This is a genomic window from Leifsonia tongyongensis, assembly GCF_010686705.1.
GTDB lineage: Bacteria > Actinomycetota > Actinomycetes > Actinomycetales > Microbacteriaceae > Diaminobutyricibacter > Diaminobutyricibacter tongyongensis.
This window is the reverse complement of sequence record NZ_JAAGWY010000002.1, coordinates 710,209-726,940: the sequence shown is the minus strand read 5'-3', so window position 1 is coordinate 726,940 and position 16,732 is coordinate 710,209. Positions and strand designations below refer to the sequence as shown.

Below are 16,732 nucleotides of genomic sequence, written 5' to 3'. Positions count from 1 at the left end.
GGGGGCCGGCCGACGGGGGTTCGGCCGGGCCCCGCCGGGCCGTTGAAAGGCCCGGAAACCCGCGGTTTCGCGCGGGAGTCGGCCGCGTTCGTGCGTACATTCTTCTGCGAGCATTCCGATTGGCTCGGAGTTGCCTGACCGGGCCTTATGTACAGCCTTGCCACCAGCTGCAAGGCCGATAATTAGTCGGCACTGCGAAAAGAGGAGATTGTTGGGCTTGCACTGGATCATGACACTGCGGATCGATCAGCGACCGTTCCTGACGACGATCGACGTCGTCGCGGTGGCGCTCGCCGTCTATCTGGTCGTCCGCAGACCCACCGTTCGCTGGATCGTTACCACCCTCATCGCCATCGGCGCGGGCGTCGTGCTGGGCTTCGTGCTGTGCTGGCTGCTGGTCGACGTGCTCGACATTTTCGGCGTCGATCTGAGCGGGATCACGCGGATGTGGGTGGCTCTCGCGTTCGCGGGCCTCGCGCTGGTCATCGTCAACCTCTGGGGCTCGCGCTGGTGGCGGAAGGTGATAGCGGTCGCCGCCGTTCCCGTCATCCTCATCACCGCGGCTGCGGGGATCAACGTCGACTTCGGCGCCTACCGCAACCTCAATGACGCCGTCGGCGTGAACCCGTACAAGGCCGTCACCGTCGGCAGGGTGAGCAACCCCGCGCACACCTCATCGATTCCGACGCTCGCCACGTGGACGCCGCCGGCGACGATGCCGAAGGTGGGGCGCATCCGGTCGGTGGAGATCCCGCCGACGGTGTCGAACTTCGCGGCACGGCCGGGGACGATCTACCTGCCGCCGGCGGCTCTCACCGCGAATCCGCCCGCGCTTCCGGTGCTCGTCACGATGGCCGGGCAGCCCGGCCAGCCGTCGGACATGTTCACGGCAGGTCACCTCGGGACGATCATGGACACATACGCGGCGACGCATAAAGGGATCGCCCCAATCGTGGTCGAGCCCGACCAGCTCAGCAATCCGGGGCACAACCCGATGTGCGTCGACGGTCCGCTCGGCAACTCGGCGACGTACATGCTGACCGATGTCGTGCACTGGATCAAGACGCATTTCCGCGTGATGACCGCGCCGAACGCGTGGGCGATCAGCGGCTTCTCGGAGGGCGGGACGTGCACCGTCCAGTTCGCGGCCGGCCACCCGGAGATCTTCGGGACAGGCCTCGCGATCTCCAGCCAACTCGGTCCGACAGTGGGAGCCGACACGGTGCAGAAGGGTTTCGGAGGATCGGAGGCGCGTGCGGCAGCCGCCCAGCCCACTGCGCTGTTCGCAGCCCACGCGCCCTACAAGAACTCCTTCATCGTGTTCGCGGTCGGCGCCTACGACGTGAAGTACAACGGATTCGCCCGGGTGCTCCTGCAGCACGCCGACGCCGCCGGTGTCCAGACGAAGCTGCTCGAGTCACCCGGAACGGCGCATGACTGGAACACGGTGCGCTACTCGCTCCGGGTCGGCGTGCCGATGCTCTTCCCGCACATGGGGCTGGCACCGTGAGCGGCATCGCCCCCCAGACCACCCGGACCGGCGATACCGGACTCGGCAGGATCCCCGGCGCCCTGAACTGGATCGCGCGTCTCGTAGCGGGTCGTCCGTTCACGAGCTCCGTCGTCGTCGCCATCCTCACCCTCGCGCTCGTCATGGGGCCCCTGCATGGACCGAGCGCCCGGGTGCGCGCCTGGGCCGGGACCGGGTTCGAGCCCATCGTCGAGGGTGGCCGGTGGTGGACGCCGGTGACCAGCATCTTCTTCACCAACAGCCTCGTCGAACTCCTTACCGTGCTCTTCCTCGCGGTGCTTCTGCTCGGGTGGGCCGAACACCTCATGGGTTCTGCACGGACGGCGATCGCGTTCTTCGCGACCACGATCGTGGGCACGTTCGCCGGGGTGGGGCTGCAGGCCCTCGGTGCGCGCGGGGGCGAGATGTGGGCGCACGGCGTGATCGAACTCATCACATTCGACCCGCTCACCGCCATCGGCGGAGCCATCGCCGCCGGCAGTGCGTTCGCCGGGGCACTCTGGCGCCGTCGCATCCGCGTGCTGACGGTGCTCGTCTCGGTGATGTTCGTGCTCTACTCGGGCCAGCCCTCCGACCTGTACCGGCTGCTGGCCGTGCTCGCCGGCCTCGGGCTGGGCTCGCTGCTGCACGGAGCCCGGCTCAAGCACGTCGGGGCGCCGCGCACCTGGATCCGCAGCTCACACCACGAAGTGCGGGTGCTCCTGGCTTCCACCGTCGTGATCACCGCGCTGGGCCCGGTGATCGCACTGCTCTCGTCATCCCGGTTCGGACCGCTGGCGCCCATCGGCATGCTCTTCACCAACGATGTGCCGGCTCCGGGCGAGGTCGTCGACCGCTGCCAGGCGTTCGCGGTCACGCAGGCCTGCGTACGCGACATCACCCTGGAACGCATCAACGGGCTCGGGCCCATCCTCGTCTCCGTCCTGCCACTGCTCGTCCTGGTCGTCGCGGCCTACGGGCTCTTGCGGGGACGCCGTTTCGGCGTGTGGCTGGCCGTCGCCGTCAACCTTCTCCTGTCCGCGCTGTCGGCCGTCTACTTCGGGCTCCTTCCGCTTCCCGGCTCGGCGGCGTCCCCCCGGCTGTCGGGGCGATACGCCGAGCTGACCGTCGATCTCGCGATCTCCGCCGTCCTGCCGTTGGTGATCGCCGTCGTGCTCATCGCGATGCGGCGCCACTTCCCGGTGCAGGCCGACCCAGCGCGCGTGCGGCGGTATGTGTTCACCGTCGTGATCGCAGGACTCTCCCTCGCCGCCCTCTACGTGCTCGTGGGCTGGCTCCTGCGGGAGACCGGATTCACCCGGCCGGTCGGTCTCGACGACCTGCTCAACGACGTCTTCGAGCGGTTCATCCCCGTGAGCTTCCTGCGCCGCGAACCGGCAGGTTACCTGCCGACTTCACCGCTCGGAACGATCGTCTACCACAACGTCGGCACCGTCTTCTGGCTGATCGTGATCGGGGCCGCCATCCCGGTGATGCGCGACGATGCGACACGCAACCGCGGGGGAGACGCCGCCCGGGCGCGGAGACTGCTGGGCGGCGGAGGCGACGCCATCTCGTTCATGTCGACCTGGCCCGGCAACTCGTACTGGTTCGACCCGGTCGACGACGTCGCTGTGGCGTACCGGGTGATCGGGCGGATCGCGCTGACGACGGGAGGCCCGTTCGGCGGAGCATCCGGACACGACACGCTCGGGCGATTCGCGCGGTTCTGCGACGACAACGGCTGGGTGCCGGTCTTCTACAGCATCGACGATGACACGACCGCGCGGTTCCAGTCGATGGGCTGGGAGACCATGGTCGTTGCGGAGGAGACCGTGCTCCGACCGCAGGAATGGCAGATGACCGGCAAGAAATGGCAGGACGTCCGCTCGTCGATCAACCGGGCACAACGGGCCGGGATCCGCGCAGAATGGACTACGTACGCCGACTTGTCGCTCGCCACGGCCATCCAGCTCTCCGACATCTCCGAGCAATGGATCGCCGAGAAGGACCTGCCCGAGATGGGCTTCACGCTCGGCGGGATCGACGAGCTGCGCGACCCGTCGGTTCGACTGATGCTCGCCATCGGCGAGGACGGCCGTGTCGAAGGGGTCACCAGCTGGCTTCCGCGCTACCGCGACGGTGCCGTCGTCGGGTGGACCCTCGACTTCATGCGGCGCAGGCCCGGCAGCATCAACGGAGTGATGGAGTTCCTGATCGCCGAGGCGGCCATCCGGATGCGGGACGACGGGATCGAGACGATGAGTCTGTCCGCGGCGCCGCTCGCGCACACCTCACGCGCCGGCGTCGGGGACCGGTCGGCGATGGATCGCGTACTCGGTTTCATCAGCTCCTCGCTCGAGCCCGTCTACGGCTTCCGCTCCCTGCTCGCGTTCAAGCGAAAGTTCCAGCCCGAATATCACCCGCTGATCATGGCTTTCCCTGATCCGGTGGCTCTTCCCGCCATCGGGGTCGCACTGGTGCGCGCCTACCTTCCCGGTATCTCGATGCGCCAGGCGGCGAGCCTCGCACGCGGCCGCGGATGACGCCGGCCCTCCCAGGTGGTAGCGTTGGTTCTGTGTATGGTCTGCTCCTCCTTAGCTGCCGCGACGAGTCCTAATCTGAGGCCTCACTCGTCGCGGAGTCTGTCGTTGGCTCACTTTCATTCGCGAGGAGATCAGAGACCATGAAGAACAATCAGGCGCCGAGCGCCATGCCGATCCACAAATACGTGCCGTACCACCAGCAGTTCGGGGTGAAACTGCCCGACCGCACCTGGCCGGATGCGACCATCACGAAAGCCCCCCGCTGGTGCGCCGTCGACCTGCGCGACGGCAACCAGGCGCTCATCGACCCGATGAGCCCCGAACGCAAGCGCATCATGTTCGACCTGCTGGTGCGGATGGGCTATAAAGAGATCGAGGTCGGGTTCCCGAGCGCGAGCCAGACGGACTTCGATTTCGTGCGGAGCCTCATCGAAGAGAACGTCATTCCCGACGACGTGACCATCCAGGTCCTGACGCAAGCCCGTGACCACCTGATCAAGCGCACCTATGAATCGCTGGTCGGTGCGAAGCAGGCCATCGTGCACCTCTACAACTCGACCAGCGTCCTGCAGCGGGACGTCGTCTTCCGCACCGACAAGCAGGGCATCATCGACATCGCCCTGCACGGCGCGAGGGTGTGCCGCGAGATGGAGTCGCTGGCGCCCGGTACCACGATCTTCTACGAGTACTCGCCCGAGAGCTACACGGGGACCGAACTCGAATTCGCCGTCGACATCTGCAACCAGGTGCTCGAGGTCTTCGAGCCGACGCCCGAGCGCAAGGTGATCATCAACCTGCCCTCCACCGTCGAGATGGCCACCCCGAATGTGTACGCGGACTCGATCGAGTGGATGTCGCGCCACCTCGCGCACCGTGAGAACGTCATCCTGTCGCTGCACCCGCACAACGACCGCGGCACGGCGATCGCGTCTGCCGAACTGGGCTACATGGCCGGCGCGGACCGCATCGAGGGGTGCCTGTTCGGCAACGGTGAGCGCACCGGCAACGTCGACCTCGTCGCCCTGGGCATCAACCTGTTCACCCAGGGCATCGACCCCCAGATCGACTTCAGCGACATCGACGCCGTGAAGCGCACGGCCGAGCACTGCAACCAGCTGCCCGTGCACGAGCGCAGCCCGTGGGCCGGCGATCTCGTGTTCACCGCCTTCAGCGGTTCGCACCAGGACGCCATCAAGAAGGGCTTCGAAGCCATGGCGGCCGACGCCGAAGCGCAGGGCAAGAGTGTGGATGAGCTGCTGTGGGCGATTCCGTACCTGCCGGTCGACCCGAAAGACCTGGGTCGCAGCTACGAAGCGGTCATCCGGGTCAACTCGCAGTCGGGCAAGGGTGGGGTCGCCTACCTGCTGAAGACGGACCACGCTCTCGACCTGCCGCGCAAACTGCAGATCGAGTTCTCGGGCGTCGTCCAGGCCAAGACCGACGCTGAAGGCGGAGAGGTCACCAGCGAGCAGATCTGGGAGATCTTCAAAGACGAGTACCTGCCTGCGCCCGTCGAAGACGCCGAGCACAAGTGGGGTCGGTTCGAGCTGGCCGGCGTGAGCACGTCGAGCGATCTGAGCGGAACCGTCGAGCTGACCGTCACGCTGCGTGACGGCGACACCGTCGGCAAGGCGGTGGGCACCGGCAACGGTCCGATCGCGGCTTTCCTCGACATCCTCAACAGTCGTGGCGTCGACGTCCACCTCTACGACTACTCGCAGCACACGCTGTCAGCGAGCGAGTCCGCATCCGCTGCAGCATATGTCGAGCTCGAGGTCGAAGGCCGTCGCCTGTGGGGCGTCGGAATCGACGCGGACACGTCGACCGCATCCCTCCGTGCTGTCGTCTCGGCCGTGAACCGCGCCTTGCGGTTCCACGTCCCCGAGTTCGCGCCCGAAGAGCCGGTACACGCGTAGGCGTTCGCCGCGGGTCGTGCCCGCCTCGGGGCGTGCCTGCCGCGGGGCGTGTCCGGCTCGGGGTGTCCCCGCCACTTCGGTGCGTCCCCGCCCGCTCGAGCTGGCGGGGACGGCCCGAACGGGCGGGCGCATGCGCTGAGGCGACGGCGCGCGCTCGGCCGGCTGCGCCGGCGCGGCTACTGCTCCGGGTTCGAGATGCGGTAGCGGGTCGAGCGTCGCGGCCAGCGCGGGCGCGGGATGCGGCTGAGGGTGCGTTGCTCGGGCAGGCTCCAGCCGAATCGCACGGCCAGCAGGCGGATGACCGTCGTCACGATCACACAGACGATCGCCGCGACGCCGATCGGCACGTGCAGGTCGACCAGGATGACCAGGGTCGCCGTACCCGCACCGGCCGCCACGGCGTAGAGCGATCCGACGTGCATCAACGCGATCGGCAGCGTGAGCAGCACATCGCGCAGAATCGAGCCCCCGACAGCCGACACGACCCCGACGAAGACAGCGGGCACCTCCGGCAGGCCGAGCGACAGCGCCTTGGTCGCACCGATCGCCCCGAACAGGCCGATGGTCAGGGCGTCGAGGAACGTGATCAGCGGGTCCAGGCGGTGGAACACCCGCGCGAGCAGCATGCCGAGCAGCGCTGCGACGACCGTCATCGGCAGGTACCAGTTGGTCGCGAGCGCCACCGGTGGGGTGACCAGCAGGATGTCGCGCAGCAGGCCGCCGCCGACCCCGGTCGCCACCCCGATGATCGCGATACCCAGCAGGTCGAGCCGCCTGTCACGGAAACCGGATGCGAACATCGCCCCCTGCAGGGCGCCGACACCGACGGCCACCAGGTCCGCCCACAGGGGGATCGTGAAGACCGTTGCGCTCATACGTCACTTTGTAGCATGCGCGGCACCCACGCACTGTCAGGCGGGCGGGGGATACTGGGAGGGTGCCCGTTTACCGTGATGAAGCCGTCGTGCTCCGCACCCACAAGCTGGGCGAAGCCGACCGCATCGTCACGATGCTGACCCGCCAGCACGGCAAGGTGCGGGCTGTCGCCAAGGGCGTCAGGCGCACGGCGTCGAAGTTCGGTGCGCGGCTCGAACCGTTCATGGTCGCGGATGTCCAGCTGTACGAAGGCCGCAGCCTCGACGTGGTCACCCAGGCGGAATCGATCGGCTCGTACGGGGCCGCGATCGCGGACGACTACGCCAGCTACACGGCGGCCAACGCCATGGTCGAGACGGCCGACCGCGTCACCGAGGCCGAAGGATCCCTTCAGCAATACCTGCTGCTCGTCGGCGCCCTGCGCTCGCTCGCCCGCAAAGAGCACGGCGCGGCCCTCACCCTCGACTCCTATCTCCTGAGGGCACTGTCGATGGCGGGCTGGGCGCCCAGCTTCCTCGACTGCTCCCGCTGCGGCGCACCCGGGCCGCACTCCGCACTCGTCGTGCAGCTCGGAGGGGTGGTGTGCGACGACTGCGCGCCCCAGGGCGCTCCGCGACTCGACGTCGAGACCGTGGCGCTGCTCGGTGCGCTCCTCACCGGCGACTGGGATCAGGCCGAGGCCGCCGGTGACGCCACCCGGTCGAAGGCGAGCGGTGTGGTCGCCGCCTACACCCAGTGGCACCTGGAGCGTGGCCTGCGCTCCCTGCAGCACGTGTCCCGTGAGCGGCGAGAGCCCGAACAGCCGGCCGGCGCGGCCGACACGGTCGAACCGCAGGGGAGACGATGACACCGAAGCCGTACACGCACAAGGACGCCGTCGAGTTCCGGCCGCTCGACTGGACCGGCCTCTACCCGCCCGACCTCCCGAAAGCGGCTGTACCCGATCATGTCGCGATCGTGATGGACGGGAACGGACGCTGGGCCAACGCTCGAGGCCTCACACGCATCGAAGGTCACCGCGCGGGAGAGGCGTCGCTGCTCGATGTCGTGGCCGGCGCCATCCAGATCGGTGTCAAGCACCTCAGCGTGTACGCCTTCTCGACCGAGAACTGGAAACGTTCTCCCGACGAGGTGCGCTTCCTCATGGGGTTCAACCGCGAGGTCCTCCACCGCAGGCGCGACCAGCTCAACGAGTGGGGCGTGCGCGTGAAGTGGGCGGGACGCAAACCGCGGCTCTGGTCATCCGTCATCAAGGAGCTGCAGTTCGCCGAACGGCTCACAGCCGGCAACGACGTGCTCACGCTGACGATGTGCGTGAACTACGGCGGGCGCACGGAGGTGGCGGATGCGGTGCGTACGATCGCCGAGGAGGTGTCGGCCGGCCGACTCAAACCATCCGCCATCACCGAGCGCACCATCCAACGCCACCTCTACACGCCCGACCTGCCCGACGTCGACCTGTTCGTTCGGAGTTCGGGGGAGCAGCGCACCAGCAACTTCATGCTCTGGCAGAGCGCCTACGCCGAGATGGTCTTCCTCGACACCCTGTGGCCCGACTTCAGCCGCGCCGACCTGTGGCAGGCGATCGAGCTGTATGCCGGCCGCAATCGCAGGTTCGGGGGCGCGGTGGATGCTCCATCCGTGTAGGTGCTGGTATTTTGCGGACCTGAATTGTGCGGGAATGAAGATTTCGCTCGTCCGGTTGTCATCTGCGTGAGTGAACCCATCAAAGTAGACATCTGGTCCGACATCGCCTGCCCCTGGTGCTATATCGGGAAGCGCAAGTTCGAGGCGGGGAGCGGGCTGTTCTCGGGTGCGGGCGACGACCGCGGTGTGGTCGTCGAGTACCACAGCTATGAGCTCTCGCCCGATACGCCCGTCGATTTCGACGGAAGCGAAATCGACTACCTCTCGGGCCACAAAGGTATTCCGGCGTCGCAGGTGCAGCCCATGCTCGAGCGGGTCCGCGGCATCGCCGGAGCGGTCGGCCTCGATTACGACTTCGACGCGCTCAAGCACACCAATACGGTGAAAGCGCACGAGCTGCTCCACTACGCCAAGGCGCACGGCCGGCAGCTCGAGATGGCGGAGCGCCTGTTCAGCGCCTACTTCGTTGAGGGGCGCCACGTCGGGCGTGTCGCCGACCTCGCCGACCTGGCCGCCGAGATCGGTCTCGACCGGGACGACGTCGTGAAGGCGCTCGAGGCGGACGAATACCTTTCGGATGTGCGCACTGACCAGTCGGTAGCGGTCGAGTATGGCATCCAGGGCGTGCCGTTCTTCGTGATCGACGGACGCTACGGGGTCTCCGGTGCGCAGGAGGCGGCCACCTTCGCTCAGGTCCTCGAGCAGGTCTGGTCCGAGAAGGCTGAGGTGACGGCGTGACCGCCGCGTCCGATGCGACTGCGGCGCCTGCGCCTGCGCTCGTGGACGCGGCGCCTGCGCCCCTCACGCTCGTGCCCCTCGCGCTGATCCCCCTCGGCGACGCAGCCGCAGCCGCCTGCGACGGCGACGCCTGCACCATCCCCCTCCCGTAACCTCGGCGCGGCGGTTTGTCAGAAATTGCTCGTGCTGCTCGAGAGCACTAGCACTATTTGCAGGCTCGAGCGTCGAGCGCAGCAGCGACGCGAGCCTTCGCGACGGCGGCGCGGTTGCGAAGATGCGACTTGTTGAGTCGGATCAGCTCCCACCCGACGGACCGAATCTTGTACTCGCGGTCGATGTCGCGGTTGTACTGGTCTTCGATCGTGCGGTGATGACCGCCGTCGTACTCGACGACGACCCGGTGTTCGGGGTAGACGAGGTCGCCGAGCGCCACAAATTCGCCGTACAAGTCCTCGATCGGCGCGTTGACCTGCGGCTCGGGAAGTCGCGCGTCGCGCAGATGAAGTCGCAGTCTCGTTTCCATCGGGGAGTCGACTCCCTGTCGGACCCACCGGAGCGCCCGCGCGAGTCGCGGCCTTCCCGGTCGACCGGACGCGGATACGGTCGCGAGGTGCAATTCTTCGAGCGTGGCCAGTGGGTTGCGACGGCGGACGAGCGCATCGCCGAGTACCACCAGGTCGTCGACTGCAAGACGAGCCCCTAGCTCGCACCACACTTCCAGGGGTCGGGCGACCCGAAGCCCGAGCACCTCGGCGATGGCTGTGCGCGAAACGGCGAGTTGGTGTCCGATCACGCCCTGTCTGCGAAGGATCGGATGCGGTGCGAGAGCGGTTACTTGGAGAGAGGCGGAGCGGTGCTCGTCTCGCGACAGCGGCAGGTCCAGCAGTCGAGCAGCCGTCGCATGACTGAAGAAGTGGTGATCGCGCATCCGGGTCTGCAATGCCTGGCATCGTCCCACGAAACCGAGCTCCGCGTCAGGGTCCTGCCGCACCCGCGTCCCGTGGAACGGCCGATGGAGGTCGGCGGCGCGCAGACGGGACGCTCGCACTCCTGCGGACCGGGCCGCCATCGTCGAGAACGGTTCAGACGACAAGAGTGCTGGCAGTGGATCTCGCGCGTTCACCCGATCAATACTGCCGAGATCTGCCCGCGGACGACGGAATCCATCCACAGGCCCGCCGGTTGCGCAAATTGTGTGGGTGTACAACGGCAGCGACCCACATTACGTGCCGAATAGCGCTACTCGGGGTCGGTGATGTCGGCGACCGTGGCGTCGAACGAGGCGATGAGGGCGTCGGCGTCGACGAAGAGGGAGAGGCCATGGGCCCCGGCGCCCATCGCGATCTCGTGGCCGACGATCGAGCTGTCCGCGTAGACCGGCCAGGCGTTCGTGCTGCCGAAGGGCGTGATCGTGCCCCGCTCGAAGCCGGTCGCCTCCAGGGCCACGGCGGCGTCGGGGAGCTGCAGCTTGTTCACGCCCACGAGCGCGCGGAGCTTCGGCCACGAGATCTTCCGGCCGCCCGGGATCAGTGCGAATAGGAACGTTCCGTCGCTGCGCTTGACGACGAGGGTCTTGACGATCCCGGACGGCTCGAGGCCGAGAAGGGCGGCGGCCTCCTCGAGGCTGCGTGCGGCGGGGCGCTCGATGATCCGGATGGGGACACCCCGCGAGGCCGCGTCGGCCTCCGCTCTGGCGCGCCCGCTGATGGCCGTCTCGTCCGATCCATCCACTGCCTGAGGGTCCTGAGTCATTTACGCAGCCGCTTTCTGGGACAATTGCATGAGATGTCTGCCACAGCAACGATAAGCCCAGCACCCCAGTTGACCATCGGTCCGCTGGCCCTCGACGTACCCGTCGTGCTCGCGCCGATGGCGGGGATCACGAATACCGCCTTCCGCCGGCTGTGCCGCGAATTCGGCGCCGGGCTCTACGTCAGCGAGATGATCACGTCGCGCGCCCTGGTCGAGCGCACTCCCGAGTCGATGCGCCTGATCACCCACCACGAGTCGGAGACGCCTCGTTCGATCCAGCTGTACGGGGTCGACCCGAAGACGGTGTCCGAGGCGGTCACCATGCTGGTCGCCGAAGATCGGGCCGACCATATCGACCTCAACTTCGGGTGCCCCGTTCCGAAGGTCACCCGCAAAGGCGGTGGCGCAGCACTTCCCTGGAAGCTCGGTCTCTTCCGCGACATCGTCGAAGGTGCAGTCCGGGCGGCCGGCCCCATTCCGCTCACCGTGAAGATGCGCAAGGGCATCGACAGCGATCATCTGACCTACCTCGAAGCCGCGAAGGCGGCGGAAGGCGCGGGGGTCGCCTCGATCGCCCTGCACGCCAGAACGGCGGCCGAGTTCTACTCCGGGCACGCGGACTGGTCTGCGATCGCCCGGCTGAAGGAGACGATCACCGGCACGCCGGTGCTCGGCAACGGCGACATCTGGTCGTCGGCCGACGCGATCCGGATGGTCGACGAGACAGGCTGCGACGGCGTCGTCGTCGGTCGCGGCTGCCTCGGGCGTCCCTGGCTGTTCGGCGACCTCGCTGCGGCCTTCCGCGCTCGATCCGGCGAACTCGACCCCGAGATCGCCGCGGCCGCCCAGGCGCATCCGACTCTCGGCCAGGTGGCGGCGACCTTCCGCAGGCACGCCGAGCTCCTCGTGGAGTTCTTCGAAAGCGAAGAGCGCGGCTGCCGCGACATCCGCAAGCACGTCGCGTGGTATTTCAAGGGCTACCCGGTCGGAGGAGACCTTCGCGCGAGCCTCGCCACCGTCGAGAGCCTCCAGCAGCTCGACGACCTGCTCGCCACGCTCGACGGGAATCAGCCCTACCCTGGCGAAGGGGCCGAAGGGCCGCGAGGGCGCGCAGGCACCCCCAAGAACCCGGCGCTGCCCGACGGGTGGCTCGCCAGCCGCGAGCTCCACGGGTACCAGAAGGTCGAACTTGCTGAAGCAGAACTGAACAACAGTGGAGGGTAGTCGTTGACCGAGACTCGTCGGCCCGAACCCGGATCACCGGCCTACGCGCCGGAGGATCGCGAGCGTTGGCTCCCCGAGCAGCATTCGAGCCGTCGAAGCGACTTCGCGCGTGACCGCGCCCGACTCCTCCATTCATCCGCATTGCGACGCCTGGCCGCGAAGACACAGGTGCTAAGCCCCACTGCGGGGCTCGACTTCGCCCGCAACCGCCTCACGCACTCGCTTGAGGTCGCCCAGGTCGGCCGCGAACTCGCCACGAGCCTCGATCTCGATCCCGACATCGTCGACACCGCGTGCCTGGCCCACGACATCGGGCATCCGCCGTTCGGGCACAACGGCGAGCGTGCGCTCAACCACTGGGCGAGCGACATCGGAGGGTTCGAGGGCAACGCGCAGACGCTCCGCCTCCTCACCCGCCTCGAACCGAAGGTCTTCGGCGACGATGGGCGGGCGTATGGTCTCAACCTGACCCGTGCGAGCCTCGATGCCAGCTGCAAATACCCGTGGCCGGCATCCTCGTCCGTGTCCGATCCGAGCGGGCGTGCCAAATTCGGCTTCTACGCCGACGACCGCCCCGTCTTCGAATGGATGCGTGCGGGCGCGCCGGAGCGGGTCCGCTGCATCGAGGCGCAAGTCATGGACCTCTCCGACGACATCGCCTACAGCGTGCACGACTTCGAGGATGCCGTGGTCAACGGGTACATCGACGTCCAGGCCCTGGGTCGTCGCGTCGAGCACGACGAACTCGTCGCGTCCATGTACGAATGGATCGGAGGCGAGTTCAGCAACGACGAACTCATCGCAGCGTTCGATCGTCTCGACACGCTCGATGTGTGGCTCGACGGATGGGACTCCAGCCGCCGCGCACAGGCCCGGCTGAAGAACCTGACGAGCCAGCTGATCGGGCGGTTCGCGGGCGCCGCAACGCGAGCCACCCGCGAAGCAGCCGCAAAGGAGAGCCTCATCAGGTTCGGGGCGGGCGTCGTGGTTCCGAGAGAGATCCAGGCCGAGATCGCCGTGCTGAAAGGCATCGTCGCGACGTTCGTCATGTCGCGCAACACACGCCAGCCCATCTACGCCCAGCAGCGCCAGGTGCTCTCGACGCTCGCCGATGTGCTGCTTGCGAGCGGGCCGCTCGAACTCGATGCCGGGTTCGCCGAAGACTGGAACGCCGCACCGGACGACGCTGCACGGAAGCGTGTCGTCGTCGACCAGGTCGCGAGCCTGACCGACCAGTCCGCGCTTGCATGGTACGAACGCCTGGTACAGCATTAGCGAACGGCCCCGAGGCCTGGGGCCTTGTGCCCCCGGGCACTCTGCTGGATGCTGAGACGATGCTCGACGCTGAGAATGACGGTCAACAGGAGGAACGATGAGCGCGCCACAACCGCCGACGAGTGGCGACGAACCCGCAACGGGCGCCGACGCCGCGAACGGCAGCGCGGCCGCCCCGGCACCGACGCCGCCCAAGGCCGCACCACGCAAGGCCGCGCCCCGCAAGCCCGCCGCGGGCAAGCCGGCCGTGGGGACGCCGGCAGCGGGCACGCCGGCAGCGGGCACGCCGGCAGCGGGTAAGGCGGCTGCGGGTAAGGCGGCTGCGGGTAAGGCGGCCGGGACCACGGCGGCCGCGAGCGCAGGCGCCCCTCGGCAGAGGGCACCGCGAACGCCTCCGACGGCCACCCCAGCGAGTGCCGGAACGGGCGAAACAGCCGAGACCAAAGTGCTGCCGACCGTCGACGATACAGAGATCCTTGCCACGACCCCGGCAGCGTCGGCTCAGGCGACGGCTGTAACGGAGGCCGCTCCCGCGGTAACCCCCGTCCAGCAGGCACCTGAGCAGCCGGCAGAGCCAGCGGTTGAGCAGTCCGTCGCCGAGCAGCCGGCGCAGCCGGCGTCCGCGCAGCCGGTCGCCGCGCAGCCGGCGCAGCCCGCGTCCGCGCAGCCGGTCGCCGAGCAGCCGGCGGAGGCCGCCCCCGAGAAGCCGGCGGAGCCCGCCCCCGAGCGTCCGTTCACCACCGAGCCACCGGCCGCCCACCAGGCCGCGCCGCCCGCGAGAACGATAACTGAAGTGTTCGCAGAACGTCTGGACAATGACGGTTTCTTCTCCGCACTCTTCGACTTCACCTTCACCCGCTACGTGACGCGCAAACTGGCGGGCCCGGCGTACGTCGTCGGCCTCGTCCTGATCGGGCTGAGCACGATCCTCTCCCTCATCTACTGGCTCGGCCAGGGGATCGCCACGCACTCGTTCCTCGGAGCGTTCGTCTTCCTGTTCGGCCTGATTCTCACGGTCGTCGGATGCGCGCTGGCCATCCTCCTGCTCCGGGTCGCGATCGAGGTCTTCGTGGCCGTCGTCGCCATCGCCGAGAACACGCGTCCACGACGGAAGTAGGACCTCTGACCACGCCACACGCGAGACCGTCGATGTCGGTCCGCTCAGTAGAATCAGACTATGGCCGGCCGAATTCGACAGAGTGACATCGAAGAGGTCAAAGCCCGCACCAACATCGCCGACATCGTGGGCGACTATGTCAGCCTCCGTCCTGCAGGTGTCGGCTCCCTCAAAGGCCTGTGCCCGTTCCACGACGAACGCAGCCCCAGCTTCCATGTGCGCCCGCAGGTCGGCATGTACCACTGCTTCGGCTGCGGTGAGAGCGGCGACGTGTACTCGTTCCTCCAGAAGATGGATCACGTCAGCTTCACCGAAGCCGTCGAACGCCTCGCAGGCAAGGTCGGCCTCACCCTCCACTACGAAGACGGCGGCGCCACACCGGAGCTCGGCAACCGCGCGCGCATCCTCGCCGCGAACACCGCAGCAGAGGAGTTCTTCGCCGACAGGCTCGCCGCACCCGAAGCCGATGTCGGGCGCCGCTTCCTCGGCGAGCGAGGGTTCGACGCGGCCGCGGCAGCACACTTCGGCATCGGGTTCGCGCCGAAGAGCTGGGATGAGCTCACGAAACACCTTCGCGGGCGCGGGTTCAGCCAGGATGAACTGGCGTCCGCCGGACTGGTCTCCGCCGGCGATCGCGGCGTCTACGACCGGTTCCGCGGCAGGCTCGTCTGGCCCATCCGCGACGTCACCGGCCAGACGATCGGGTTCGGCGCGCGCAAACTCCTCGACGATGACAACGGACCCAAATACCTGAACACCCCCGAGACACCCGTCTACCACAAAGCCCAGGTGCTCTACGGCCTCGACCTCGCCAAGCGCGAGATCTCCCGAAGCCGCCAGGTCGTCGTCGTCGAGGGGTACACCGATGTCATGGCCTGCCACCTCGCGGGCATCACCACTGCCGTGGCGACCTGCGGCACCTCGTTCGGCGTCGACCACATCAAGGTGCTGCGGCGAGTCCTGGGCGACGACTCCGGTCTCGGCGAGGTCGTCTTCACATTCGACCCGGATGCCGCCGGCCAGAAGGCGGCGATGCGCGCCTTCACCGAGGAGCAGCGGTTCGCCGCGCAGACCTACGTCGCCGTCGGGCCTGACGGCCTCGATCCCTGCGACCTGCGCCTCGCGAAAGGCGACGACGCGGTCCGGCGGATGATCGACTCGAAGAAGCCCATGTTCGAGTTCATGATCAAACAGGTGCTGTCGAACTACAACCTGGACACCGTCGAGGGCCGGGTCGCCGCATTGCGGGCGGCAGCCCCGGTCGTCTCCGATATCCGCGATCCGTCGTTGCGCCCCGGCTACACCCGTGAGCTCGCGCGGATGCTCGGATTAGAGCTGTCCGAGGTGAGCAGGGCCGTGTCCGCTGCTCGTTCGAGCAGCACGCCGGCCCCGGCACATTCGAGCGGCGGCAGCTCCCAGGCCCAATTGACCGGGCAGGCACGTTCGAGCGGGCAGCGGTCGGGGGCCGATGCAACCCCGGCGACACCCGGACGACCTCCGGTCGCCGACGGGCCGTCCCTCGTCACCCTCCCGACCGACCACGCGACGCGGCTCGAACGCGATGCGCTGATGGCCATGCTCCAGTACCCCGCGATGGTCGGCGTCGACCTCACCCGCAGGGCGACCCAGACGGCCTTCGCGAACCAGAGCCTCGCTGTCGTGCGCGACGGCATCGCGACGACGCTGGACACCATGGATTCGCCCGACTGGCTCGCTCGCGTCGCCCACGAGGTGCCTGCGCCGTTCTCGACGCTGGTCACTGAACTGGGTGTCGCGCCCATTCCCGAGCGTTCCGAAAAGGAGCTGACCGCCTACGTGCGCGGTGTCACCAGTTCGCTGATCGAGCGCGACCTCCTGCGACGAAAAGCCGACCTTCTCGGGCGACTCCAGCGCGCCGACCCGGAGCAGCGTGACGCCTATACCGCACTCCAGCGCGAACTCGTGCAGATCGAAGCGGACCGGCGCAAGCTGCGCGACGAATAAATGCGTCAGAGTAAAGATCTCGCTACGAATCGCCGAAACGGTTCGATGGCACGCTGATTCTGTGTTATCAAGAATCAACGCAGTCCGGCGGTGCGCACAGCGCTGCCCACCGGGCTGGCTGACCCCACACCAGGAAGAGGTAATCGGA

Annotated in this window: 14 protein-coding genes; 11 read left to right on the top strand and 3 right to left on the bottom strand. The window is 67.8% G+C overall.

Annotated features, from left to right (window positions below; genetic code table 11):
• Positions 1-229 precede the first annotated feature (229 nt).
• From G3T36_RS20170 to leuA, 3 genes are all read left to right on the top strand, one after another.
• Positions 230-1,510, top strand: coding sequence for an alpha/beta hydrolase-fold protein (locus G3T36_RS20170; RefSeq protein WP_163289893.1), 1,281 nt, complete (start codon positions 230-232; stop codon positions 1,508-1,510).
• Complete coding sequence (locus G3T36_RS11415; RefSeq protein WP_338031557.1) at positions 1,507-4,056, top strand: bifunctional lysylphosphatidylglycerol flippase/synthetase MprF; 2,550 nt, start codon at positions 1,507-1,509, stop codon at positions 4,054-4,056. Before G3T36_RS20170 ends, G3T36_RS11415 begins: the two co-directional genes overlap by 4 nt.
• 140 nt (positions 4,057-4,196) lie before the next feature.
• Entirely contained in the window at positions 4,197-5,972 is a 1,776-nt protein-coding gene (gene leuA, locus G3T36_RS11410; protein ID WP_163289892.1) for a 2-isopropylmalate synthase, read from the top strand.
• A gap of 176 nt (positions 5,973-6,148) precedes the next feature.
• Here the strand turns inward: leuA and G3T36_RS11405 are convergent, their stop codons facing one another.
• Positions 6,149-6,847, bottom strand: coding sequence for a trimeric intracellular cation channel family protein (locus tag G3T36_RS11405; RefSeq protein WP_163289891.1), 699 nt, complete (start codon positions 6,845-6,847; stop codon positions 6,149-6,151).
• Between the two features lie 62 nt (positions 6,848-6,909).
• Here G3T36_RS11405 and recO point away from each other — a divergent pair, with 62 nt between their 5' ends.
• The 4 genes from recO (at position 6,910) to G3T36_RS11385 (ending at position 9,385) form a co-directional block, all read left to right on the top strand.
• A complete protein-coding gene (recO, locus tag G3T36_RS11400) occupies positions 6,910-7,695 on the top strand; it encodes a DNA repair protein RecO (protein WP_163289890.1) in 786 nt (261 codons plus the stop codon).
• Positions 7,692-8,495, top strand: a complete 804-nt coding sequence (locus G3T36_RS11395; RefSeq protein ID WP_163289889.1) for an isoprenyl transferase — start codon at positions 7,692-7,694, stop codon at positions 8,493-8,495. Before recO ends, G3T36_RS11395 begins: the two co-directional genes overlap by 4 nt.
• 66 nt (positions 8,496-8,561) lie before the next feature.
• Positions 8,562-9,233 (top strand): DsbA family protein, encoded by a 672-nt coding sequence (locus G3T36_RS11390; protein WP_163289888.1) that lies wholly within the window; start codon positions 8,562-8,564, stop codon positions 9,231-9,233.
• Entirely contained in the window at positions 9,230-9,385 is a 156-nt protein-coding gene (locus tag G3T36_RS11385) for a hypothetical protein (protein ID WP_163289887.1), read from the top strand. The genes G3T36_RS11390 and G3T36_RS11385 overlap by 4 nt, the downstream gene beginning before the upstream one ends.
• A gap of 53 nt (positions 9,386-9,438) precedes the next feature.
• Here G3T36_RS11385 and G3T36_RS11380 read toward each other — a convergent pair whose 3' ends face one another.
• Complete coding sequence (locus G3T36_RS11380) at positions 9,439-9,756, bottom strand: DUF559 domain-containing protein (protein WP_163289886.1); 318 nt, start codon at positions 9,754-9,756, stop codon at positions 9,439-9,441.
• A 716-nt stretch (positions 9,757-10,472) separates the two neighbouring features.
• Positions 10,473-10,985, bottom strand: coding sequence for an aminoacyl-tRNA deacylase (locus G3T36_RS11375; RefSeq protein ID WP_163289885.1), 513 nt, complete (start codon positions 10,983-10,985; stop codon positions 10,473-10,475).
• A 33-nt stretch (positions 10,986-11,018) separates the two neighbouring features.
• Between G3T36_RS11375 and dusB the strand changes: the two genes are divergently transcribed.
• The 4 genes from dusB (at position 11,019) to dnaG (ending at position 16,584) form a co-directional block, all read left to right on the top strand.
• Positions 11,019-12,209, top strand: coding sequence for a tRNA dihydrouridine synthase DusB (dusB, locus tag G3T36_RS11370; protein WP_163289884.1), 1,191 nt, complete (start codon positions 11,019-11,021; stop codon positions 12,207-12,209).
• Between the two features lie 3 nt (positions 12,210-12,212).
• Positions 12,213-13,484, top strand: coding sequence for a deoxyguanosinetriphosphate triphosphohydrolase (locus G3T36_RS11365; RefSeq protein ID WP_163289883.1), 1,272 nt, complete (start codon positions 12,213-12,215; stop codon positions 13,482-13,484).
• 97 nt (positions 13,485-13,581) lie between these two features.
• Positions 13,582-14,601, top strand: coding sequence for a DUF4282 domain-containing protein (locus G3T36_RS11360; RefSeq protein WP_163289882.1), 1,020 nt, complete (start codon positions 13,582-13,584; stop codon positions 14,599-14,601).
• A 60-nt stretch (positions 14,602-14,661) separates the two neighbouring features.
• Entirely contained in the window at positions 14,662-16,584 is a 1,923-nt protein-coding gene (gene dnaG / locus G3T36_RS11355; RefSeq protein ID WP_163289881.1) for a DNA primase, read from the top strand.
• The last annotated feature ends 148 nt before the right edge of the window (positions 16,585-16,732 follow it).